Here is a 19,551-nt window from a genome sequence, read left to right on the forward strand (position 1 = left end):
GTGACCCTCACCGTGGCCTCGCCGCCCGTCGTACCGGCCGCCCAGGAGAAGGCGCCGCCTCGCGGATGGGGCGGTCGTTGGCCGTTGCTGCCGCTGATCGCGACCGTCCTGCTCGTTGCCGTCCCAGCCGATGAGACGTCACCCTGGACGGTGGCGGGCGTGCCTGCGGCCGATCTCCTCTCGGGAGTGGCCGTCCTCGTCTGCGCGGGCTGCCTGCTGTTCCTGCGGCGGCGTCCGCTCTCGCCGGCCGCGGCGGTCGTGCTGGGACTCCCGGCCGTCGGCCTGGCCCTCGCCACGGTCACCGCCACGGACCCGGTGGCGGCCCTGCCGGGGTTCGTGCGGTACCTGCAGATCTTCGTCCTCGTACCGGCCGCCGTCCTTTTGCTGGTCAGGGACGCCGCGGGGTTCCGGGCAGTCGCGGGCGCACTCGTCCTGCTGGCGGTGGTCCAGGGTGCGACGGGGGTGCACCAGTACGTCACCGGCACCGGTGCTTCCTACATGGGGGAGGACATCCGCGCCGTCGGCACGTTCGGCCCCAGCGATGTGATGGGTATGGCAACGGTCGTCGGCTACGGCCTGGTGGCGGCAGCCGCGTACGCGCTCCGCACCCCGGCCGGCACGCCTCGCCGGCTGAGGCCGTGGGCTCCCGTGACCGCCGCGCTGCTGCTCGTCCCGCTCACGCTGTCCTTCAGCCGGGGGGCGTGGATCGCGACGGCCGCCGGGGCCCTCGCCGTGATCACGCTGACCGGGCTCCGGCAGGCCGTCCGCGCGCTGGCGGTGCTAAGCGCCGCCGGGGTCGTCCTGGTGGGTGGTCTCGGCGTCGGGTCCGAGATGATCTCGCAGCGGCTCACCAGCATCACCGAGGTGACCAGCGCCCCCGACCGGTCGGTCAACGACCGCTACGCCATGTGGGCCGCCGCGGCGGGTATGTGGCGCGAGCGGCCCGCGACCGGCGTCGGCCTGAAGGGCTTCCCGGCCCACCGTGACGCGTACGCCTCGATCGGGCTCTCCGCGGGCAGTGACACGGCGGGTGCCGGTCAGGAGTTCCGTAAGCAGCCGCTGCTCTCCCCCCACAACATGTATCTGCTGGTACTCGGCGAGCAGGGGCTCATCGGCTTCACCGCGCTGGTGGGCTCCTGGGCGGCGCTCCTGGTCGGCGGGGTGCGCAGGCTGGTGCTCGCACGGGCACGGGGGGCCGCGGCCGTCGACTGCGGTCTCGCCGCTGTCGGGCTGATGACCTGGCAGACGGTCGACTTCCTGTACGCGGACATCGGGGGCCCCTCGACCGTCCTGACCGGGATCGTGCTCGGCCTCGCCGCGTGGTGGGCGCTGGCCGAGCCGGAGAGGACGTCCGACGCGTGAGCGGGACCGCCACGGAGGCGATGGTCACCGGACCGCCGGCGCCCGACGCTCCGGTACGGCCCGGGCGCTTCCTCGCCCGGGCGGCGGGCGGCGCCGCAGGACTCACCGTGATCGCCGCGCTGCTGGGACTCTTCCGCGACCAGGCCCTCGCCCGGCTGTTCGGCGCCAGCCACGCCAGCGACGCCTTCCTGATCGCGTGGACGGTCCCGGAAATGGCGGCCACGCTGCTGATCGAGGACGGCATGGCGCTGCTGCTCGTGCCGGCGTTCAGCCTGGCCCTGACCCGACGTGCGGCCGGCGGCCACGCCCGGGACCCGGTCCGCGTCCTGGTGGCCGACACCCTCCCCCGGCTGTTCGCCGCGCTGGCCTGCGCGGGAGGGCTGCTGGTCTGGGGGGCGCCCTGGGCCGTCGCCGTCCTGGCTCCCGGGCTGGACGATCCCCGGCTCGCGGTGGACTGCACACGTCTGACGGCCGTCACGGTCCTCACCTTCGGCGTCACGGGGTACTTCAGCGCGGCGCTGCGGGCGCACGGCAGGTTCCTGGCGCCGGCCGGTGTCTACATCGCGTACAACGTCGGCATCATCGGCATGACGCTGGCGCTGCACTCCGTCTGGGGGGTGCGCGCCGCGGCCGCGGGGGTCGCCGTCGGCAGCCTGCTGATGATCCTTACCCTGCTGCCCACGTTCCTGCGGCTGATGCCCGCGCGGCGCGGGAAGCGTGCGTCCCACGAGCGTGGTTCCGGTTCCGCCCTTCTCGGGGCGACGGTCCTGGCGCCGGTCGTCCTGTTCGTGGTGAGCCGTCAGTCGCAGGTCTTCGTCGAGCGGTTCCTCGCGTCGTCGCTGCCTGAGGGGGCCATCTCGCATCTGAACTACGCGCAGAAGGTCGCGCAGCTGCCGATGGTGTTGTCCATGATGATCTGCACGGTGACCTTCCCCGTCGTCGCGCGGGCCATCGCGGCCGGGGACCGGGAGGGCGCCCGGCAGCGGGTCGAACGTGATCTGGCCCTGGCCGGGACCGTGGTGCTGCTGGGCACGGCGATGGTGCTCGGCTGTGCGCCCCGTATCGTCGAAGTCCTCTTCCAGCGCGGCGCCTTCGACGCGGCGGACACCGCCGCCACGGCCGGTGTCATGCGGGTCTACGCGCTGGGCCTGCTCGGTCACACGCTGGTCGGCGCCCTGTGCCGGCCTTTCTTCTCGGCCGGCCGGCCGACCTGGTACCCGCTCGGCGCGATGGCCGCGGGACTCCTCGTCACCACTGTTTCCGGGGTGCTGCTGACCGGCCCCTTCGGTGTCAATGGCATCGCCGCAGCCAATGCCGTCGGCATCAGCACGGCTGCCCTGCTGATGCTGCTGGGGCTGGGCTCGCGGGCGGTGGCCGTACGGCCCGGGGCCGTCGTCCTCTCCCTCGCCCGGCCGGTGGCCGCGGCGGCGGTCGCGGCGGCCGCGGGCCGGCTGACCGCGGAGCTGGCGCCGGGACCGGTGCCGGGTCTGGCGGCGGGCTGTCTGCTCGTACCCCTGGCGTTCCTTCTCACCGGGCTCGTACTCCGGGCCCCGGAAACCGTTCATCTGCTGGCACTTATCCGACAGAGGTTCCCTCATGACCGCTGACACCTCGGCGCCCCCTGCCCGGACGCTCCCTCCCAGGTCCCGGCCGTGGATCCTGACCTATCACTCGGTGAGCGACCCCACGGAGGATCCGTACGGCATCACCGTCTCCGCCGACCGTCTGGACGAGCAGCTCACCTGGCTGCGGCGCCGGGGGCTGACCGGCGTCGGGATCGAGGCGCTGCTGCGCGGTCGGGCCGCCGGGAAACAGGGGCTGGTGGGGCTCACCTTCGACGACGGGTACGCCGACTTCCTCGACGATGCGCTCCCGGTGCTGCGCGCCCACGGCTGCACCGCGACCGTGTTCGTCCTGCCCGGACGGCCCGGCGGCTCCAACGTCTGGGATCCGCTCGGCCCGCGCAGGCCGCTGCTGACCGAGGAAGACGTCCGTACCGTCGCCGCGGCGGGTATGGAGGTCGGCTCGCACGGAATGCTCCACCAGGATCTGACGGCGCTTTCGGACGACGAACTGCGCGAGGAGACCCACGGCAGCCGGGAGGCGCTGCGCCGCATCACCGGGCAGGCGCCGTCCGGGTTCTGCTATCCGTACGGCACGGCCGACCGCCGGGTGGCCGAGTCCGTGCGGGAGGCGGGATACGCGTACGGATGCGCCCTCGTGCCCGGCTCCCTGTCGGGGCCGTTCGCCCTTCCCCGTACGCATGTCAGCCACGCCGACCGGGGCGCCCGTCTGCTGGCCAAGGAGGTACGGCACCGGCTGCGGCACCGCTCCCCCGGCGCCGGGCGGCCGGGGGGTGACGCCGGGTGAGGGCGCTGCACGTCATCACCGGCCTCGGCGTCGGCGGGGCCGAGCAGCAGCTCCGGCTGCTGCTCCGCCATCTGCCGGTGCACTGCGACGTCGTGACGCTCACCAACCCGGGAGCGGTCGCGGAAGGGCTCCGCGCCGACGGCGTCCGTGTCCGGGACCTGGGGATGAGGAACAACAGGGACCTCGGCGCCGTACCCCGGCTGGCCCGGCTCATCCGCCGCGGCTCGTACGACCTCGTGCACACGCACCTCTACCGGGCCTGTGTCTACGGACGGATCGCGGCTCGCCTCGCCGGGACCACCGTGGTGTCGACGGAGCACTCGCTCGGCCGCGCGGAGATCGAGGGGCGGCCCCTCACCCGTGGCAACAGGGAGCTCTACCTGCGCACCGAGCGGCTCGGGGCGGCGACGGTCGCGGTCTCCGACACCGTCGCGGGCAGGCTGCGCGACTGGGGGGTGCCGGCCGCCCGGATCCACACCGTCCCCAACGGCGTCGATGTGGCGGCCTTCCGCTTCGACAGCGCTCAACGGCACGCCACCCGGGCCCTCCTGGGCCTGCCCGACGCGGCGTTCGTGGTGGGGGGCGTGGGCAGGCTGGTTCCCGGCAAACGCTTCGACCTGCTGATCCGTGCCGTCGCCGCCCTCCCCGGTGCCTGGCTGGTCCTGGCCGGGGACGGCCCGGAGGCCGAGGCGCTGCGCGCTCTCGCCGCCCGGCTCGGGGTGGCCGGCCGTGTCAGGTTCCTCGGCGAGTGCGGCACCTCGGGGGCCGGCCCCGGCATCCCCGCCGTGCTCAGTGCCGTCGACACGTTCGTCTCGGCGTCCCGCGAGGAGTCCTTCGGTCTTGCCGTCGTCGAGGCCCTGGCGGCCGGGCTGCCGGTCATGTACGCGGCCTGCCCCGCCATCGAGGACCTCCCGGCGGGCCGGGTGCCGGGCGCCGCCCGTATCGGATCCGGCGCCGGCGCGGCCGATCCCACGGACGAGCTGACGGCCGCGCTCCGGCACCGCATGGAGAGCGGTGCCCGGAGGCTGCCGCCGCCCCCCGCCGTGGACCACTACGACATCAGGCTCAGCAGCCGGCGCCTCATGGACGTCTACGCACAGGCCGTCGACACCACAGCAGTCCCCCCGACCGAGAGAGCACAATCATGACCGACTCGCCCGAGCAGCAGCCGGCCGTCCCCGGACGGTTCCGCAGGCTCCGCCCCGCATTCGTACGGACCGGGTGGTGGTTGCCACTGCCCGCCGGTGTCCTGCTCGGAGCCGCCTGCGGATTCTCGTACGGTCTGCTCGCCACGCCCGAGTACGCAGCCACCAGCTACGCCATGGTCACCGCCGGGAAGGACATCGATCCGGCCGCCGCGCTGGGTTACGCGCAGTCGTACGGCCGCCTGGCCACCAGCGACGCCACCCTCTCCTACGCCAAGGGCGCCGCCGGGGAGCCTGTGCGCGAACTGCGTACACACGTACGGTCCGAGACGTCTCCCGACTCGCCCATGATCTCGGTCACCGGCACGTCGGCCGACCGGGACCGTGCCGCGGACATCGCCAACGCGGTGACGGAGGCGGTGGTCGTCAGCAGCGGGCACGTCGCGAAGGACACCGGTGTGAAGCTGGTCAAGTTCTCTCACGCCGTACCTCCCGTCGACCCCGTGTCCCCGTCCGCGCCGCTCGGAACGGCCGTGGGCGCCAGCGCGGGAGGACTGGCCGGCGGACTGGTCCTGCTCGTCCGCCCCCGCACCGGACGCCGGGGCGCCACGGCCCAGGTGCCGGGCCCCGCCCAGGGCGGCACCACCGGCGAAAGGGAGCTCGTGCGATGAACACGGACCGACACGGGCGGCTCACCGTCACCCTCTGCAGGGACCTGCCGGACTTCGCGGACCTCGCCGCGGAGTGGGACGCGCTGCACCGCCGGTGCCCCACCGCGACGCCGTTCCAGAGCCATGCGTGGCTCCACTCGTGGTGGCTCTCCTACGGGGTCCCCGGCCGTCTCCGGGTCCTCCTCGCGCGCCGGGGAGGACGGCTGATCGGGGCGGCGCCACTGATGCTCGTGCACCGCCCGATGCCTCTGCTGGTGCCGATGGGCGGCGCGATCTCCGACTTCTTCGACATCCTGGTGGACGGCGAGGACGCCCCGGCAGCGGTCACCGCCCTGGAGCACGGGCTCCACCGGGCCGCCGCGCACACGGTCGTGGACCTGCGGGAGGTGCGGCCCGACGCCTCGGCGCACCTGCTGTTCGAGGCGTGGTCCGGTGCTCGGAGCAGCCGCACGGACTCGACCTGCATGGAGCTGCCCGCCGAGCCCATCGACGCCCTCATCGGGCGGATGACCGGTTCCCGCGCCCAGCGGACGCGGGCCAAGCTCCGCAGGATCGACGCGCTCGGCATCGAGTGCCGCACCGCTCCCGTGCACCGGGTGGCGGGGGCCGTCGGGACCCTGTTGAGGCTGCACGAGCTCCAGTGGCTCGGCAGAGGGGTCAATCCGGAGCATCTACGGCCCCGGTTCTGCGCGCATCTGGTGCGCTCCACCCGCCGGATGGTGCGCGACGGCGAGGCCTCGGTCAGGGAGTTCCTGCTCGACGGGGAGGTGGTGGCCGCCGACCTGTCGTTCCGGTCGGCGCGGCTGACGGGGGGTTACCTCTACGGGGCCGATCCCCGGCTCAGGGAGACGAAGGTGGATGTGTCCACGATGCTGCTGCGTGAGATCGCCCGGGAGGCCGGGGCGCTGGACCGCGGTGTGCTGAGCCTGCTGCGCGGGTCGGAGCAGTACAAGAACCACTGGGGTCCCGTGCCGGTCGTCAACCGGCGCCTGATGCTGGCCCGTCCGGCGCTGGAGCCGCTGCTGCGGCTGCGCGAGACGCAGGTGACCGTCCGGGGCCGGGCGGCGGAGACGGTGAAATCCCGCCTTCCCGCAGCGCGGGACTGGCGCGGCCGGCTCAGCGAGCTGCCGGCGGCAGGGGCCGCGTTCATCGGCCTGAGTTGAGCCGTGATGATGAGTTTTGCGGCGATCCGTTACCGTCTGCCGAGTTTCGCGTTGTCAGGGCATACCGGCCGCACGCTCGGCGGCCGGCTTCGACCCTCTCAAGGAGAACTGATGTCGCGTATCTCGAAGGTGGCCGCCGTCATGGCAGGTACCGGTGCCCTGATCGCCGGCGGTGCCGGCATGGCTACCGCCGACTCCGGGGCGGAGGCCGTCGCGGCCCACTCCCCCGGTGTCCTTTCGGGCAACGCCGTCCAGGTGCCGGTCCACATCCCGGTCAACGTGTGCGGCAACACGGTGCACGTGATCGCTCTGCTGAGCCCGGCGTTCGGCAACACCTGCGCCAACGTGTCGGACAGCCACGAGGACAAGGACAAGGGCGAGTACGGCTACGGCCACTGATCTCCCCCGCGCACCGTCCGGGCCTTCCCCCTCCGCGCGCGACGCGGAGGGGGAAGGCCCTGCCCCGTTCGGCAGGCGGCGCTCAGACGTACCGGTAGAGCCGGCTGTGGTCCATGAGCTGTGAGGGCGCCACGTCCCACGGCGGCATGGGCCGGTCGTACGCGAAGATCCGGTCCCCCTGCGGGTCCTCGGCGGGGAGCGCGCGGGCCGGCAGGTAGCGGGAGCGCGGATGCGCCTTCTGCCAGCGGGTCCACAGCAGGTCGATGAAGGCGTGGTGCAGCCAGAAGACGGGGTCGTCGGGTGACGCGGCGCCCGCCATCGACCCGCCGATCCAGCGGTGCACCTGGTTGTGGTTGGCCACGCCGCGGCCGCCCCTGATGCCCCACCCCTCGATCCTGTTGCGGAAGCCGGTGGTGCTGACGCTGTTCCATGGCGCGGCGTCGTACACCGGGTCGCGGAGCGCACGCTCCACGTCCGCCGGCCGGGGCAGTGTGACGGGCGCGGAGGGCCGGCCGAAGTTGCGCCGCAGGAAAGGGTCGTCGGTCACTCCGGCGCGGATCCGCCAGTTCCCCTGCCGGTAGGCGAACGGTCCGGTCATGACCTGCCGGTCGCCCGGCCTGCCGTTGCCGCCGATGAAGTCCTCCGCCCAGAGGGACGCCTTCGCCGTGTTGTCGCGCGTCCAGTCCCAGTACGGGATCGACACGCGGGAATCGACGGCCCGCAGCGCCTTCTCGAACTCCAGGAGGTACCTGCGGTGCCAGGGAAAGAAGGACGGGGTCATGTGGGCGGGCCGGGGCCCGCTCTCCGAGTCGGTGACGTAGAACTCCCGGTGCAAGCTGACGAAGTCGTCGTAGCGGCCCGATCGCTTGAGCTCCAGGATCGCGTCGACCAGACGCTTCTTCTCGGTGCGCGTGAGATCGCGCTGGTTCTTGCGGCTGTACACGCGTGCTCGTCCTTAAGGGCTCAGATGGTGTGCGGGGAGGCTGGCGACAACTGGGCGGTGCCGAGTTCGTCCACCGCCGCGCGGGCCGTCTCGCGGAGTGTGGGGAACGACTCGTAGTGGTTGACGGCGCTCAGATAGCTCCCGTCGGCGCGCCTCATCACGTGCAGCGCCCTCCCGTCGACACTGACCTCGGTGCCGGACACCGCGGCGACGGCTCCGGCCCCGCCGGCGTACGGCTGTGCGCCGGCCGGCACCACGGCCGTGGCCGTGCCCCGGATCTCGCGGCCCTTGTACAGCTCGGAGAAGCGCTCGGGCCCCACTGCTCCGCGCTCCTGGGCAGGGCTCCCGGGATCCGGGTCCTCGATGATCACCGGGGCGAGCGCGCCGCCGGTGCCCGCGATCACGGCCGCGGTGAAGGCGGTGCGCAGCACCGCCCGGCGGGCCGGCCGGGGGGCGCCGGGCGGCTGCCCGATCGTGGCGTCGGTCGGATTCATGGTGGGTCTGCCTCCCTCTCGTCCGCTCCTGCGAGGTGTCCCGAGTGGGCAACGAGACGGAGCGTGAACGGTTCTCGTCCACAGGGCATCACGCGACCGTGGGAATTCCGCGGTGCGGTACGGCCGTGTCGGCCGCCCGGCACCGTCCGCCGGGTCAGCATGGCCGTCCGAACTTCCGGAGGTTGTGCATGAACGCGCCGACACAGGTGCCCACGGTCCGCGTGCGAGGAACGGCCGGTGCCGATCTGGCGGATCCGGCGTTCTGGCGACTGCCACGGTCAGAGCGGCTCTCGGAGTTCGCCCGGCTGAGGGAGCTCGACGCACCGGTCCGCTTCACCCCTCGTACGGGGTCGCGTACGCCCTTCTACGCGCTGGTGAAGCACGCGGACGTGAGGGCGGCGAGCCGGCAGCCGCAGGTCTTCGCCAGCGCCCCCGGCGTCACCACTCCGGAACCGGCGCCCTGGGCCAAGGCGGTGTTCGGCAACTCCATGGTCAATATGGACGGCGTTGAGCACGCGGCGCTGCGCAGGACCATCTCCCGCGCCTTCACACCGAGGCTGCTCGCGGCCGCCGAGGAGAACATCGGCGCCGTCGCCCGGCGGCTGGTGGACGAGGTGATCACGGAAGGACCGGGCGACTTCATGCGCTCGGCACCTTCGCGTATGCCCTTCGAGGTGATCTGCGACCTCATGGGTGTCCCCGCGCGCCACCGGGCCCGCATCGCGGCGCGCATCGACCACGCGTCGGAGTACGTCGGTGTACAGAGGCGTGGCCGTGCGCGGCTCCGTGTCCCGGGGCGCGGCCTGCGCTCCCTGGCCCGCATGCAGCTGGAGATGGCGGGCATCGCCCGTGAGCGGCGCCGTGTCCCGGAGGACGACGTGATCTCGGCGCTCGTCCGCGCGGATGTCGGCGGACAGGCCCTGTCCTCGCGCCAGCTCGGCGCGTTCTTCTCGCTGCTGCTCGTGGCGGGTGTGGAGACCACCCGGAACGCGATCGCCCACGGTTTGGTGCTGCTCACGGCGCATCCGGAGCAGCGGGCCCTCCTGGAGTCCGACTTCGACCGCTACGCCGACGGCGCGGTGGACGAGATCGTCCGTCACTCGACGCCCATCATCCAGTTCCGCCGGACGGTGGCGGCCGAATGCACGCTCGGCGGCCACACCTTTCTGCCCGGGGAGAAGGTCGTGCTCCTCTACGCGTCCGCCAACCGCGACGCGTCCGTCTTCGACGACCCCGGTGCCTTCGACATCACCCGGTCGCCCAATCCGCACCTCGGATACGGAGGCGGAGGCCCCCACCACTGCCTGGGTGCCCATCTGGCGAAACTGGAGATGAAGGCGCTCTTCCGCGAAATGCTCACCCGCCTGGGAGGCGTCCGGACTTCGGGTGAACCGGGCCTGGTCCATTCGAATTTCGACAATCGCGTCCGCTCGCTGCCTTTCACCTTCGAAATGTGTCACCCGAATGGTCCGCTCTGAACCTGCGCGTGTCGCGAATGGGCTATTCACGGGCGGCCCCACAGCCCATCGTTGAATCTTTCTCCTTAGGGTCGGCAGGGTCGGGGACAGGACGCAACCCAAGGAGAAGCCGTGGCCGTACAGCGCCGTCTCATCACATTCGGCGTCGGGGCGACCGCGCTCTGCCTCCTCGTCGGCGGCGCGGTCCTCGCCGACCGTGACACCGCGGACATCCAGGCCGGCAAGGGCACGGCGCAGCAGGCACCGGAGCCGGGGACGACGACCGCCATCGGCGCCTATCTGGACTACGGGCCGAAGGGCGTGCAGCGGATGGGAGAGCTGTCCCGCTGGCTCGGCGGTACGGAGCTGCGTGTCGGACACAGCTATCTGCCGGGCGACCTGTGGGAGAACATCGAGGGCCGCCCCGGCTTCCTCGCCTCGTGGGCGGCCTGGCGGAATGCGGCCGAGGACCGGATGTTCGTGCTCAACACGCCGATGCTGGAGCGGAACGAGGAGCACGTCTCCGACGAGGAGGTCCGCGGTCTGCTGCGGGCCGGCGCCGAGGGGCAGTTCGACGAGCACTTCCGCCGGCTGGCCGAGCGCCTGGTCCTGCTGGGCGTCCCGGACACGGTGATCGTCCTCGGCTGGGAGATGAACGGGACGACGTACACGCACCGGTGCGGTCCCGATCCCGTCGCGTGGAAGGCGTACTGGAACCGCATCGTCACGACGATGCGGTCCGTGTCCGGCCAGGAGTTCCGCTTCGACTTCGCTCCGAGCAGGGGGCGGGACGCCGTGCCCTGGACGGAGTGCTATCCGGGCGATGACGTCGTGGACATCATCGGCATGGACTCCTACGACCAGCCTCCGGCGCGGACCTTCGACGAGCAGGTGAACGAGCCGTACGGTCTGCAGAAGCAGGTCGACTTCGCGGCCGAGCACGGCAAGCCGATCTCGTTCCCGGAGTGGGGGCTCTTCCGCAACGGCGACAACCCCGAGTACATGCGCCGCATGCTGGAGTGGATGGAGCGGCACAAGCCGGTCTACCAGACGATCACGGACTACTGCCCGCACGGGGTGTGGCAGTGTGCCGACAACCCCGAGTCCTCCCGGGTGTTCCGCGAGATGCTGAGCGGGCTGCCGGATGCGACCGGGCCCTCGGCTCCCGCGCCGGACCCGAGCGGGACGCCGGAGACGCCCAAGCCCGACAAGCCGACGCCGACGACGCCCACGCCGGACACGAACGACTCCGGCTGGTGCTTCACCGTCCCGCTGAGCGACTGGTTCGGCCAGTGGCTGGGCGACCGCGAGTTCTGCCTGCGCGACTGAGGGCAGGATACGCGTCCCGGGAAAGCGTTCCCGGGACGCGACGGCGTACCGCGCGACGGGACCGGAGGAGCAGGCGATGCGGGTAGCGGTGGCAGGCGGCACCGGAGCGGTGGGCCGGCCGGTCGTCGAGGAACTGGCCGCGACGGGGCACGAACCGGTCGTGCTGGCACGCTCGCGCGGCGTGGACCTCGTCTCCGGCGCCGGACTGGACGCGGCGCTGGCCGGAGCGGAGGCGGTCATCGACGTGAGCAACAGGTCGGTCCTCGGCCGCGGCAAGGCGGTCGCGTTCTTCGGCTCGGTCAGCCGCAACCTGCTGGACGCGGGCGCACGTGCCGGGGTGCGCCACCATCTGGCGCTGTCGATCGTCGGCATCGACCGGGTCGGTCACGGCTATTACCAGGGGAAGCTCCGCCAGGAGGAGGTCGTGAAGGGCGGGCAGGTGCCCTGGACGGTTCTCCGGGCCACGCAGTTCCACGAATTCGTGCTCCAGACCCTCCAGCAGATGCCGAAGCCGCTCGCCGTGGTCCCCCGGATGAACACCCAGCCGGTGGCGGCGCGGGAGGTGGCGCGCCATCTGGTGGAACTGGTGCTCGCTCCCCCTCGGGGCATGGCGCCGGAGCTCGCCGGACCGAGCGTGGAGCAGCTGGTCGACCTGGTGCGCAGGCTGCTCGAGGCCCGCCACGAGCGGAGGCTGGTGGTGCCGGTGAGGCTGCCCGGCGCCGTCGGAGCCGCGATGGCGGGCGACGGCCAGCTGCCGGCCGGGCCGGGGCCCCGGGGCACGGAGACCTTCGACGAGTGGCTCGCCCGCACTGTCACGCGGGGAGCATGACAGGAACCCGTCCCCCGGGCGCCCGCGCCGTCGCTCACCACCCGGTCCACAGCAGGTGGTTGACGAGCAGCGCGAGGACGGCCTGGGCGGCGAGCCAGCGGCGCGTGCCGATGTCCGGAAGCAGAGCGGCGGCGGGCATCAGCCAGACGACGAACGGCTGCCAGATGCGTTCCGTCTCCGCCTTGCTCATCCCGGACAGGTCCGCGGCGGCAATGGCCAGGAGCGCGGCCAGGATGAGTAGCGCCAGTCGCTGGGCGGCCGTGGTGGTGCCCGGACGCAGTCCGCGTACGGCGGCGGGGGCGGACACTGCCGCACGGCGCAGACCGGCGACGGTGGCGAGTCCCGCGGCGAGTGTGGTGCAGGCGAGGTTCGCCCAGACCCAGTAGGAGTAGGGGCGGGTCCCGCCCGCGCCCTGGTAGTAGCGCTCGACGAGCAGGTGGTAGGCCTCCCACCAGTTGAAACCCGCCAGGGCGAAGGCCACGGGTACGACCGGTGCGCCGAGCGTGAAGGGGCCGAGCGGGCGTGCCGTCCGGGTCAGCACGAGGACGGCTGCCAGCAGGACCGCGATGAGCGTCAGACCGTAACTGAGGTAGCAGGTCAGCCCGAACAGCAGTCCGGAGCCCAGCGCGGCGGCTGCCGGGTGCCGGGCCGTGCGGGTCGCGGCGAGCGCCAGCAGTGCCACGGACCACGCCGCGACGGCGGCGAAGTAGCCGTCCGCCGAGGTGCCGGTCCAGACGGCGAAGGGGGCGAGGACGAGGAACGGAGCCGTGCGCCGGGCGAGGTGTTCACTCGTCAGGGCACGCAGCGCGACCATGACGGCCGCCGCGGCTGAGCCGCCGAGCACGATGCACCACATGCCCGCCCAGGCGCCGCCGCCGAGTCCCGCGCGGTCCAGGCCGACGAAGGTGAGCGTGGCGCCCGGCGGGTGGCCGGCGACGTGGGCGGGCCAGTTGCCCGGCGGACCGATCACGATGTGGTCGGTGAAACCGCGCAGGGCGGCGCCGATGTCGTCGAAGCGGTCGATCACTCGCAGGTATTCGTGCCTGGTGGTCAGCCTGCGCGCGACCCCCCGGTACCAGCCCTCGATGAGGGCGAGCGAGAGGATCCACGCCACCGAGCCGGCCCAGCAGGTGAGCAGCAGCCGCCGCCAGGGGAGCCCGGCCGCGAGCCGTGGCCCGTAGGCGACGACCGCCACCGCCACCGCCACGGCGGCCGGGGTACCGGGGCCGAGGTGCGGATCCCAGGAGGCCAGGAGGGGCGGCCAGTGGACCTGCAGGCTGCCGTCACCCTCCTGGATGACCCATCCGACCGCTATGGCCACGGTCACCAGCAGGATCCCCGCCACGGCCGCCCTCAGGTCCTGACGGTGGCCGGCGGGCCCTGCGGCGGGGGTGGGCACCGTGGGTTCGGGGGGCCGGATGCGGTCACTGCGTTCCTCGGTCGTCACGCAGGCACGCTACGCATCAGGGTGGCGCCGCGGGCGGTGCGACGCCGCCGCGTCACACAACCGTCAGATCCTGCGGCGGGTGATCCGCCCCGCACCGCCGACGTCAGACTTTCGTCAGGAGTCGTACACCCCTGGGAGCGGCGTCTCCGGCATAACGTCGGCACATGCGCGACAGACGCCGGCGAACCGGTGCACACCTCCCCTCCCCCGGACTCCCTCTTCCCACCGAACCCGCCTTCTGGCGCAGTCCGGTGCGCGGGGTCCGGTTCACGGCCGTACTCGGCCTGGTACTCCTCGCCGGCATCACCCTGCTGTTCGTCACGGGCCTTCTGTCGTACGCCGCGTACAACCCGGACCTCGCGGCCGTGAACGACAAGACACCGGCCAAGGGATGGCTGGGCTTCTACCTGTTCGACTGGCCCACCGGGCCTCACTGGCTGTACCGGCTGACCCAGGGGATCCACGTCACCCTCGGGATCGTTCTCGTGCCCGTGCTCCTGGCCAAGCTGTGGTCGGTGATCCCGAAGCTCTTCGCGCTGCCGCCGGCGCGGTCGGCCGGGCATGCCCTGGAGCGCCTGTCGCTGCTGCTGCTCGTGGGCGGGGCGCTCTTCGAATTCGTCACGGGACTGCTCAACATCCAGTTGGAGTACCTGTTCCCCGGATCGTTCTATCCCCTGCACTTCTACGGAGCGTGGGTCTTCTTCGCCGCCTTCCTCGCCCATACCTGCCTCAAGCTCCCCCGGGCGCTACGGGTCCTGCGCCGCGGTCTCCCCACGGCGGAGAGCGACGAACTCGCGTCGCCGCGTCCCGCCCCGCCGACCGTCTCCCGGCGCGGCGCCCTCGCCGTCGTGGGGGCGGGGTCGCTGCTCCTTCTCGTGACCTCCGCCGGCCGGAGCTTCGACGACGGGCTGCGGCGGACCGCCCTGCTGACCCCGCGCGGCGGCGCCGAACCCGGCCCGGGGCCCAACGGCTTCCAGATCAACAAGACGGCCGCGAAGGTGGGCATCGTTCCGGCCGACACGGGGGAACGCTGGCGGCTCACCGTCGTCGGGCCGGCCGGGGAGACCCGGCTGTCCCGGGCGGAGCTCCTGGCCATGGAACAGCACAGCGCGGCGCTGCCCATCGCCTGCGTGGAGGGCTGGTCGACATCCGATCAGTGGTGGCGCGGGGTCCCTCTGCGCGATCTGGCCGCACTCGCCGGCTTCGCGGACGGCCCTCCGGGGGTGCTGGTGGAGTCCCTCCAGCGAAGCGGGCCGTTCCGGAGCGTGGCGCTCAGGGACAACCAGGTGCGCGACCCGCGCTCACTGCTGGCGCTGGACGTCAACGGTGAGCCCCTGTCACCGGACCACGGCTATCCGGCGCGCGTCATCGTGCCGGCCGCCCCCGGCGTGATGAATACCAAATGGGTGAGCCGCCTGACGTTCGGAGAGCTGTGATGCGGATTCTGCGCCGCTGGTACGGGGAAGGGCCGCTTCACCTGCTGCTGATGGTCTCGTCGTCGGCCCTGGCCGGTTACGCGGGGGTGCGGCTGCTCGACGGGGACACACTCATGATCCTGGTGTGGTTCCTCGGCGCCGCGTTGGTGCACGACCTGGTGCTGGTGCCGCTGTACTCGGCGGCGGACCGGGCCCTGCGGATCCCCCTCGCCCGGCGGCCGTCGCTGGTGAACTTCGTACGCGTACCGCTGCTCCTGTCCGGGCTGCTCCTGCTGATGTGGTTCCCTCTGATCACGCGTCACGCGGAGCGCTACGAGCCCGCCAGCGGGATGTCCCCTGACAGGTTCCTCGGGAACTGGCTGCTGATCACGGCCGCGCTGTTCGCCGTGTCGGCGCTCTGGCTGGTCGTACGGACCGTCCTGGCGCGGCGCAGGGCGAGGAACGGGCGGCCGTCGGCCTCCCACTGATCGACTGGCTTCCAGTCCTCCGACCGGGCGTACCCGAGCAGCGCGGACACCCCGGCACGGGCCCAGGGGAAGTGGGGCGCCGCACCGGCGTGCCCCCCGCCGTCGTCGATGCGTACCTGGACCTGCTCGTCCACGTCATGGGGTGCGGCCTCCGTGATGAGCAGTCCCCCTGGCGCCAGCACGGCGGCGACCCGGCGGAGCAGGGCCCGGGGGTCACCGCCGATCCCGATGTTGCCGTCGATGAGCAGAGCCGTCCCCCAGCGGCCTTCACCGGGCAGCGGTTCGAACACGCTGCGGCGGAGCGCCGATCCTCCGATCCGCTGGGTGCGTCCGATGGCGGCCTCGCTCACATCGATGCCCAGCGCGCGGTGTCCGCGCGCGGCCAGCGCTGCCACGAGTCGTCCTGGTCCGCATCCGATGTCGATGACCGGCCCCTCGCTTCGGTGGAGCGCCGACAGGTCGGCGGCGTCGGCGTCAGCGCACCAGCGTTCGATGTCCAGCGGCAGGAGCCATCCGTCCTTCCGCCGGAGGAAGAGCGGGCCGCGGCCGCGGGTCAGCGCTCGCGCGTACGGATCGGCCGCCCAGGGGGCGGGGGACGGGCCTGCCGGCGGCAGCACCGTGCTCATCGGACCGCCGCCCCGTCCAGGCGGGTGAGGGCGTCGGCGAACCGGCCGTGGGGCGCGGCGGCGGCGACGTGCAGCGCGTCCTCAGCGGTGTCCACGTCGCGCAGCTGCGGCAGGTCCCGCACGGTGAGGCCCGCGCCGGTCAGGCGCGCCCGCTGGATCTCGCCCGTATCGGGGCGGGACATCGGCACGCCCCGTACGACGCCGGGGTCGGGCGCCGCCAGGCCCAGAGCCCAGAAGCCGCCGTCCTCGGCCGGTCCGAACCAGGCGTCGCAGCCGTCCCAGCCACCCGGGGAGAGCGCGGGCGCCAGCAGGGACGGGGTGATCTGCGGGGTGTCCATCCCGATGAGGAGGGCCGGCCCGGTACAGGTGCCGAACGCCGCCGCGATGCGCTCGTCCAGGGCGCCCTCGCTCTGCGGCAGCACGTCGTAGCCCCGTGGCATCCAGGGGCCGGGGCGCCCTTCGAGCACCAGGACCCGTCGCAGGGCGGGCAGGGTGAGCACGGTCCGCAGGGTGTCTTCGAGGGCCGCGGCGGCGAGCTCCGCGGCCTCGCCGGGGCTGAACGGCGGCGTGAGCCGCGTCTTGACCCGGCCCGGAACCGGCTCCTTGGCGATGACCAGCAGCGTCGTCGCCCCGGCAGGTGGCATCCGTGCACTCATCGGGACGCCTCCGCCGTGACGCTCCGCAGGGCCGGCGGCTGCGGCTGCCGCAGCACCGCACGCATGTCCCGCACCGCGTGCCAGGTGCCCCGCCACGTGCCGGTGACCTTGGATTTCCCTGTTCGGGGCAGGTACGGCACATCCGTCTCGGCGACGCGCAGTCCGGCGTCCGAGGCGCGCACCACCATCTGGAGCGGGTAGCCGCTGCGACGGTCCGTCAGGTCGAGCGCCAGCAGCGCCTCCCGGCGTACGGCCCGCATCGGACCGAGGTCGTGCAGCCGGAGGCCGGTACGGCGACGGAGCATGCCGGACAGGGCGATGTTGCCCAGTCTGGCGTGCAGGGGCCAGGCGCCGCGGGTCGTGGGGCGGCGCCGGCCGAGAAGGAGGTCGCTCTCCCCCTCGGCGATCCGCCGGACGAAGCCGGGGAGCAGGGCCGGGTCGAGCGAGCCGTCGCAGTCGCAGAAGCAGACGTACTCCGCCTCGGCGGCGAGCAGCCCGGCGTGGCAGGCGGAGCCGAACCCGCGGCGCGGTTCGCGCACGACGGTCGCGCCGAGCGAGCGGGCGACGTCCGCCGAGCCGTCGGTGGACCCGTTGTCGACGACGATGGCCCGCCACCCGTCGGGAACACGGGCCAGTACGCGAGGCAGGGCCTCGGCCTCGTCGAGGCAGGGCAGGACGATGTCGGCGCGGATGGGATCGGCGAGTTCCGCCGGTGCAGATTCGGTCACGTCGATCACCCTACGGAGGGGAATCCGGCATTTCGGGCTTCAGGTTCTTACGAAACGTGGACGTCGACCGTGTGGCGGCCGGAGGCCGTCCGGACGGACGGCCGGTGATGCCACAGTGGGCACCATGCAGAACATCTCCTCCCCTCCGCGCCGCCGTGCCGAATCAACGGACGCACGCGGGGACGGCATGTCGCACGGCCGGATCCTCGTCGTGGACGACGATCCGACGGTCGCGGAGGTCGCCGCCGGGTATCTGGGACGCGCGGGCTACGACGTCGAGCGGGCGGACGACGGCCCGGCGGCACTGGAACGCTTCGGGGCCCTGCGGCCCGATCTGGTGGTGCTCGACCTGATGCTGCCCGGTATGGACGGCTTCGAGGTGTGCCGCCGTATGCGCGCGCAGGGGCCCGTGCCCGTCATCATGCTCACCGCGCGAGGGGACGAGGACGACAGGATCCTCGGTCTGGAGACCGGCGCGGACGACTACGTGACCAAGCCCTTCAGCCCACGTGAGCTCGTGCTGCGTGTGGACGCGGTGCTTCGCCGGGGCCGGCGGGCGGAGGTGTCCTCGCCCACCCGGCTGGGCGGTGCCGGGCTCTGCCTGGAGCCGCTCGCCCGCCGTGCGACCCGTGACGGGAGGGATCTCGCTCTCACACTCCGGGAGTTCGATCTGCTCGCGTTCTTCCTGAGCCACCCGGGACAGGCCTTCGCCCGTGAGGAGCTGATGCGGGAGGTCTGGGGCTGGGACTTCGGCGACCTCTCGACGGTGACGGTCCATGTGCGCAGGCTGCGCGGCAAGGTCGAGAGCGACCCCGCCCGTCCCACTCTGATCCAGACGGTGTGGGGCGTCGGTTACCGCATGGATCTGCCGGACGACGACGCTCCCGGGAACTGAGTACATGTCCGACCTCCTGCTCATCGCCCTCCTCGCCTTTCTGGGCGCCGCCGCGGCAGGGCTGCTGGGCGCCTTGGCCCTGCGGCTGCTCCGGCACCGCCCCCTGGCGGTCTCTCTGGCCGTCGTCGCCGCGGTGGCCGTGACGGCGATGCTCGCCGGGACCCTGACCGTGGCCTGGGCGATGTTCCTCTCCCCGCACGACCTGACGGTGGTGACGACCGTCGTCGCCATGGCCGCCGCCGTCTCCCTCGCGACAGCGATGCTGCTGGGCCGCTGGGTGGCGGCCAGGAGCCGGGACCTCACGCTGGCCGCCCGCGACTTCGGCGAAGGGGGGACGTTCGCGGCCCCGGAGGGGCAGGCCACCGCGGAACTCGCCGCGCTCACCCGTGCACTGGCGGCGACGAGCGCGAAGCTCGAAAGCTCCCGGGAGCGCGAGCGCGCCCTGGAGAGATCACGCCGGGAGCTCGTCGCCTGGATCTCGCACGATCTCCGGACCCCGCTGACCGGGCTGCGCGCCATGTCCGAGGCCCTGGAGGACGGCGTGGCCCCGGACTCCGGCCGCTATCTGCGGCAGATACGCAGGGAGGTTGAGCGCATGAACGACATGGTCGGTGATCTCTTCGAACTCTCCCGGATCCACGCCGGGTCGCTCACGCTGACCCCGGCCCGGGTGTCCGCCCACGACCTGGTCGGCGACGCGCTCGCCGGGGCCCATCCGCTGGCCCGTGAACACGGGGTCCGCCTCGTCGGTGACCGGGTGGACGCCGTCCCCGTGGAGGTCGACACCAAGGAGATGAGCCGGGTCCTGGGCAACCTCCTGATCAACGCGATCCGGCGCACCCCCGCCGACGGAACGGTCGCGGTGGCCGCGCAGCGCTCACCCGACGGTCTCGTGCTCTCGGTGACCGACGGGTGCGGCGGGATCCCCGAGGAGGACCTTGCGCGCGTGTTCGATACGGGATGGAGGGGCAGCCCGGCCCGTACGCCGCCTGCGGGGGCGGGCCTCGGACTTGCCATCGTCCGTGGGATCGTCGAGGCGCACTCCGGCCGCGCGGACGTACGGAACGTGGCGGGTGGCTGCTGCTTCGAAGTCACCCTTCCTGCCGCTTCGGGCTGAGCCGCCCCCGGCCATGC

At 72.8% G+C, this 19,551-nt stretch carries 19 protein-coding genes; 13 read left to right on the top strand and 6 right to left on the bottom strand.

The features are described from left to right. From ACIBCU_RS29885 to ACIBCU_RS29915, 7 genes are all read left to right on the top strand, one after another. Entirely contained in the window at positions 1–1,362 is a 1,362-nt protein-coding gene (locus tag ACIBCU_RS29885; RefSeq protein ID WP_362931988.1) for an O-antigen ligase family protein, read from the top strand. Then, positions 1,359–2,969: a lipid II flippase MurJ gene (locus ACIBCU_RS29890; RefSeq protein ID WP_399235238.1), complete on the top strand. Its 1,611-nt coding sequence runs from the start codon at positions 1,359–1,361 to the stop codon at positions 2,967–2,969. The genes ACIBCU_RS29885 and ACIBCU_RS29890 overlap by 4 nt, the downstream gene beginning before the upstream one ends. After that, complete coding sequence (locus tag ACIBCU_RS29895; RefSeq protein ID WP_362931992.1) at positions 2,959–3,732, top strand: polysaccharide deacetylase family protein; 774 nt, start codon at positions 2,959–2,961, stop codon at positions 3,730–3,732. The genes ACIBCU_RS29890 and ACIBCU_RS29895 overlap by 11 nt, the downstream gene beginning before the upstream one ends. Further along, complete coding sequence (locus ACIBCU_RS29900) at positions 3,729–4,880, top strand: glycosyltransferase (protein WP_362931994.1); 1,152 nt, start codon at positions 3,729–3,731, stop codon at positions 4,878–4,880. The genes ACIBCU_RS29895 and ACIBCU_RS29900 overlap by 4 nt, the downstream gene beginning before the upstream one ends. Next, a complete protein-coding gene (locus ACIBCU_RS29905; RefSeq protein ID WP_362931996.1) occupies positions 4,877–5,548 on the top strand; it encodes a lipopolysaccharide biosynthesis protein in 672 nt (223 codons plus the stop codon). Before ACIBCU_RS29900 ends, ACIBCU_RS29905 begins: the two co-directional genes overlap by 4 nt. Next, positions 5,545–6,711, top strand: coding sequence for a GNAT family N-acetyltransferase (locus ACIBCU_RS29910; RefSeq protein WP_362931998.1), 1,167 nt, complete (start codon positions 5,545–5,547; stop codon positions 6,709–6,711). Before ACIBCU_RS29905 ends, ACIBCU_RS29910 begins: the two co-directional genes overlap by 4 nt. A gap of 111 nt (positions 6,712–6,822) precedes the next feature. Then, positions 6,823–7,110 (top strand): chaplin, encoded by a 288-nt coding sequence (locus ACIBCU_RS29915; protein ID WP_362932000.1) that lies wholly within the window; start codon positions 6,823–6,825, stop codon positions 7,108–7,110. A gap of 82 nt (positions 7,111–7,192) precedes the next feature. Here ACIBCU_RS29915 and ACIBCU_RS29920 read toward each other — a convergent pair whose 3' ends face one another. Both ACIBCU_RS29920 and ACIBCU_RS29925 read right to left on the bottom strand, forming a co-directional pair. Further along, positions 7,193–8,053 (bottom strand): tyrosinase family protein, encoded by an 861-nt coding sequence (locus tag ACIBCU_RS29920; protein WP_399235242.1) that lies wholly within the window; start codon positions 8,051–8,053, stop codon positions 7,193–7,195. A 20-nt stretch (positions 8,054–8,073) separates the two neighbouring features. Beyond that, positions 8,074–8,547: a tyrosinase family oxidase copper chaperone gene (locus ACIBCU_RS29925; RefSeq protein WP_362932004.1), complete on the bottom strand. Its 474-nt coding sequence runs from the start codon at positions 8,545–8,547 to the stop codon at positions 8,074–8,076. 188 nt (positions 8,548–8,735) lie between these two features. Here ACIBCU_RS29925 and ACIBCU_RS29930 point away from each other — a divergent pair, with 188 nt between their 5' ends. The 3 genes from ACIBCU_RS29930 (at position 8,736) to ACIBCU_RS29940 (ending at position 12,162) form a co-directional block, all read left to right on the top strand. Further along, on the top strand, positions 8,736–10,025 hold the full coding sequence (locus tag ACIBCU_RS29930) for a cytochrome P450 (protein ID WP_399235244.1): 1,290 nt from the start codon (positions 8,736–8,738) through the stop codon (positions 10,023–10,025). 111 nt (positions 10,026–10,136) lie between these two features. Then, complete coding sequence (locus tag ACIBCU_RS29935; RefSeq protein ID WP_362932008.1) at positions 10,137–11,333, top strand: glycosyl hydrolase; 1,197 nt, start codon at positions 10,137–10,139, stop codon at positions 11,331–11,333. A gap of 76 nt (positions 11,334–11,409) precedes the next feature. Next, a complete protein-coding gene (locus ACIBCU_RS29940) occupies positions 11,410–12,162 on the top strand; it encodes an SDR family oxidoreductase (RefSeq protein WP_399235247.1) in 753 nt (250 codons plus the stop codon). Positions 12,163–12,196: 34 nt separating this feature from the next. On the opposite strand, the gene ACIBCU_RS29945 is transcribed toward ACIBCU_RS29940, so the two are convergent. After that, positions 12,197–13,609: a hypothetical protein gene (locus ACIBCU_RS29945; RefSeq protein WP_399235249.1), complete on the bottom strand. Its 1,413-nt coding sequence runs from the start codon at positions 13,607–13,609 to the stop codon at positions 12,197–12,199. Positions 13,610–13,773: 164 nt separating this feature from the next. Between ACIBCU_RS29945 and ACIBCU_RS29950 the strand changes: the two genes are divergently transcribed. Then, the gene (locus tag ACIBCU_RS29950) at positions 13,774–15,045 is read left to right on the top strand and encodes a molybdopterin-dependent oxidoreductase (protein WP_399235251.1); all 1,272 of its coding nucleotides are present in this window, start codon (positions 13,774–13,776) and stop codon (positions 15,043–15,045) included. Positions 15,046–15,355: 310 nt separating this feature from the next. Here ACIBCU_RS29950 and ACIBCU_RS29955 read toward each other — a convergent pair whose 3' ends face one another. Genes ACIBCU_RS29955 through ACIBCU_RS29965 form a run of 3 tightly spaced genes read right to left on the bottom strand, consistent with a single transcriptional unit; the run spans position 15,356 to position 17,528 of the window. Next, positions 15,356–16,138 (bottom strand): class I SAM-dependent methyltransferase, encoded by a 783-nt coding sequence (locus ACIBCU_RS29955; RefSeq protein ID WP_362932016.1) that lies wholly within the window; start codon positions 16,136–16,138, stop codon positions 15,356–15,358. After that, a complete protein-coding gene (locus tag ACIBCU_RS29960) occupies positions 16,135–16,794 on the bottom strand; it encodes a DUF2064 domain-containing protein (protein ID WP_399235253.1) in 660 nt (219 codons plus the stop codon). Before ACIBCU_RS29960 ends, ACIBCU_RS29955 begins: the two co-directional genes overlap by 4 nt. After that, positions 16,791–17,528, bottom strand: a complete 738-nt coding sequence (locus ACIBCU_RS29965) for a glycosyltransferase family 2 protein (protein ID WP_399235421.1) — start codon at positions 17,526–17,528, stop codon at positions 16,791–16,793. The genes ACIBCU_RS29960 and ACIBCU_RS29965 overlap by 4 nt, the downstream gene beginning before the upstream one ends. Positions 17,529–17,709: 181 nt before the next feature. Here ACIBCU_RS29965 and ACIBCU_RS29970 point away from each other — a divergent pair, with 181 nt between their 5' ends. Both ACIBCU_RS29970 and ACIBCU_RS29975 read left to right on the top strand, forming a co-directional pair. Next, the gene (locus ACIBCU_RS29970; protein WP_362932121.1) at positions 17,710–18,417 is read left to right on the top strand and encodes a response regulator transcription factor; all 708 of its coding nucleotides are present in this window, start codon (positions 17,710–17,712) and stop codon (positions 18,415–18,417) included. A 4-nt stretch (positions 18,418–18,421) separates the two neighbouring features. Continuing rightward, positions 18,422–19,534 carry a HAMP domain-containing sensor histidine kinase gene (locus tag ACIBCU_RS29975; RefSeq protein ID WP_362932020.1) on the top strand — a complete coding sequence of 371 codons (1,113 nt, stop codon included), beginning with the start codon at positions 18,422–18,424 and terminating at the stop codon, positions 19,532–19,534. Positions 19,535–19,551 lie beyond the last annotated feature (17 nt).

Origin of the sequence: Streptomyces sp. NPDC051064, from assembly GCF_044455985.1 — a bacterium.
In the GTDB taxonomy this organism is placed as follows: domain Bacteria; phylum Actinomycetota; class Actinomycetes; order Streptomycetales; family Streptomycetaceae; genus Streptomyces.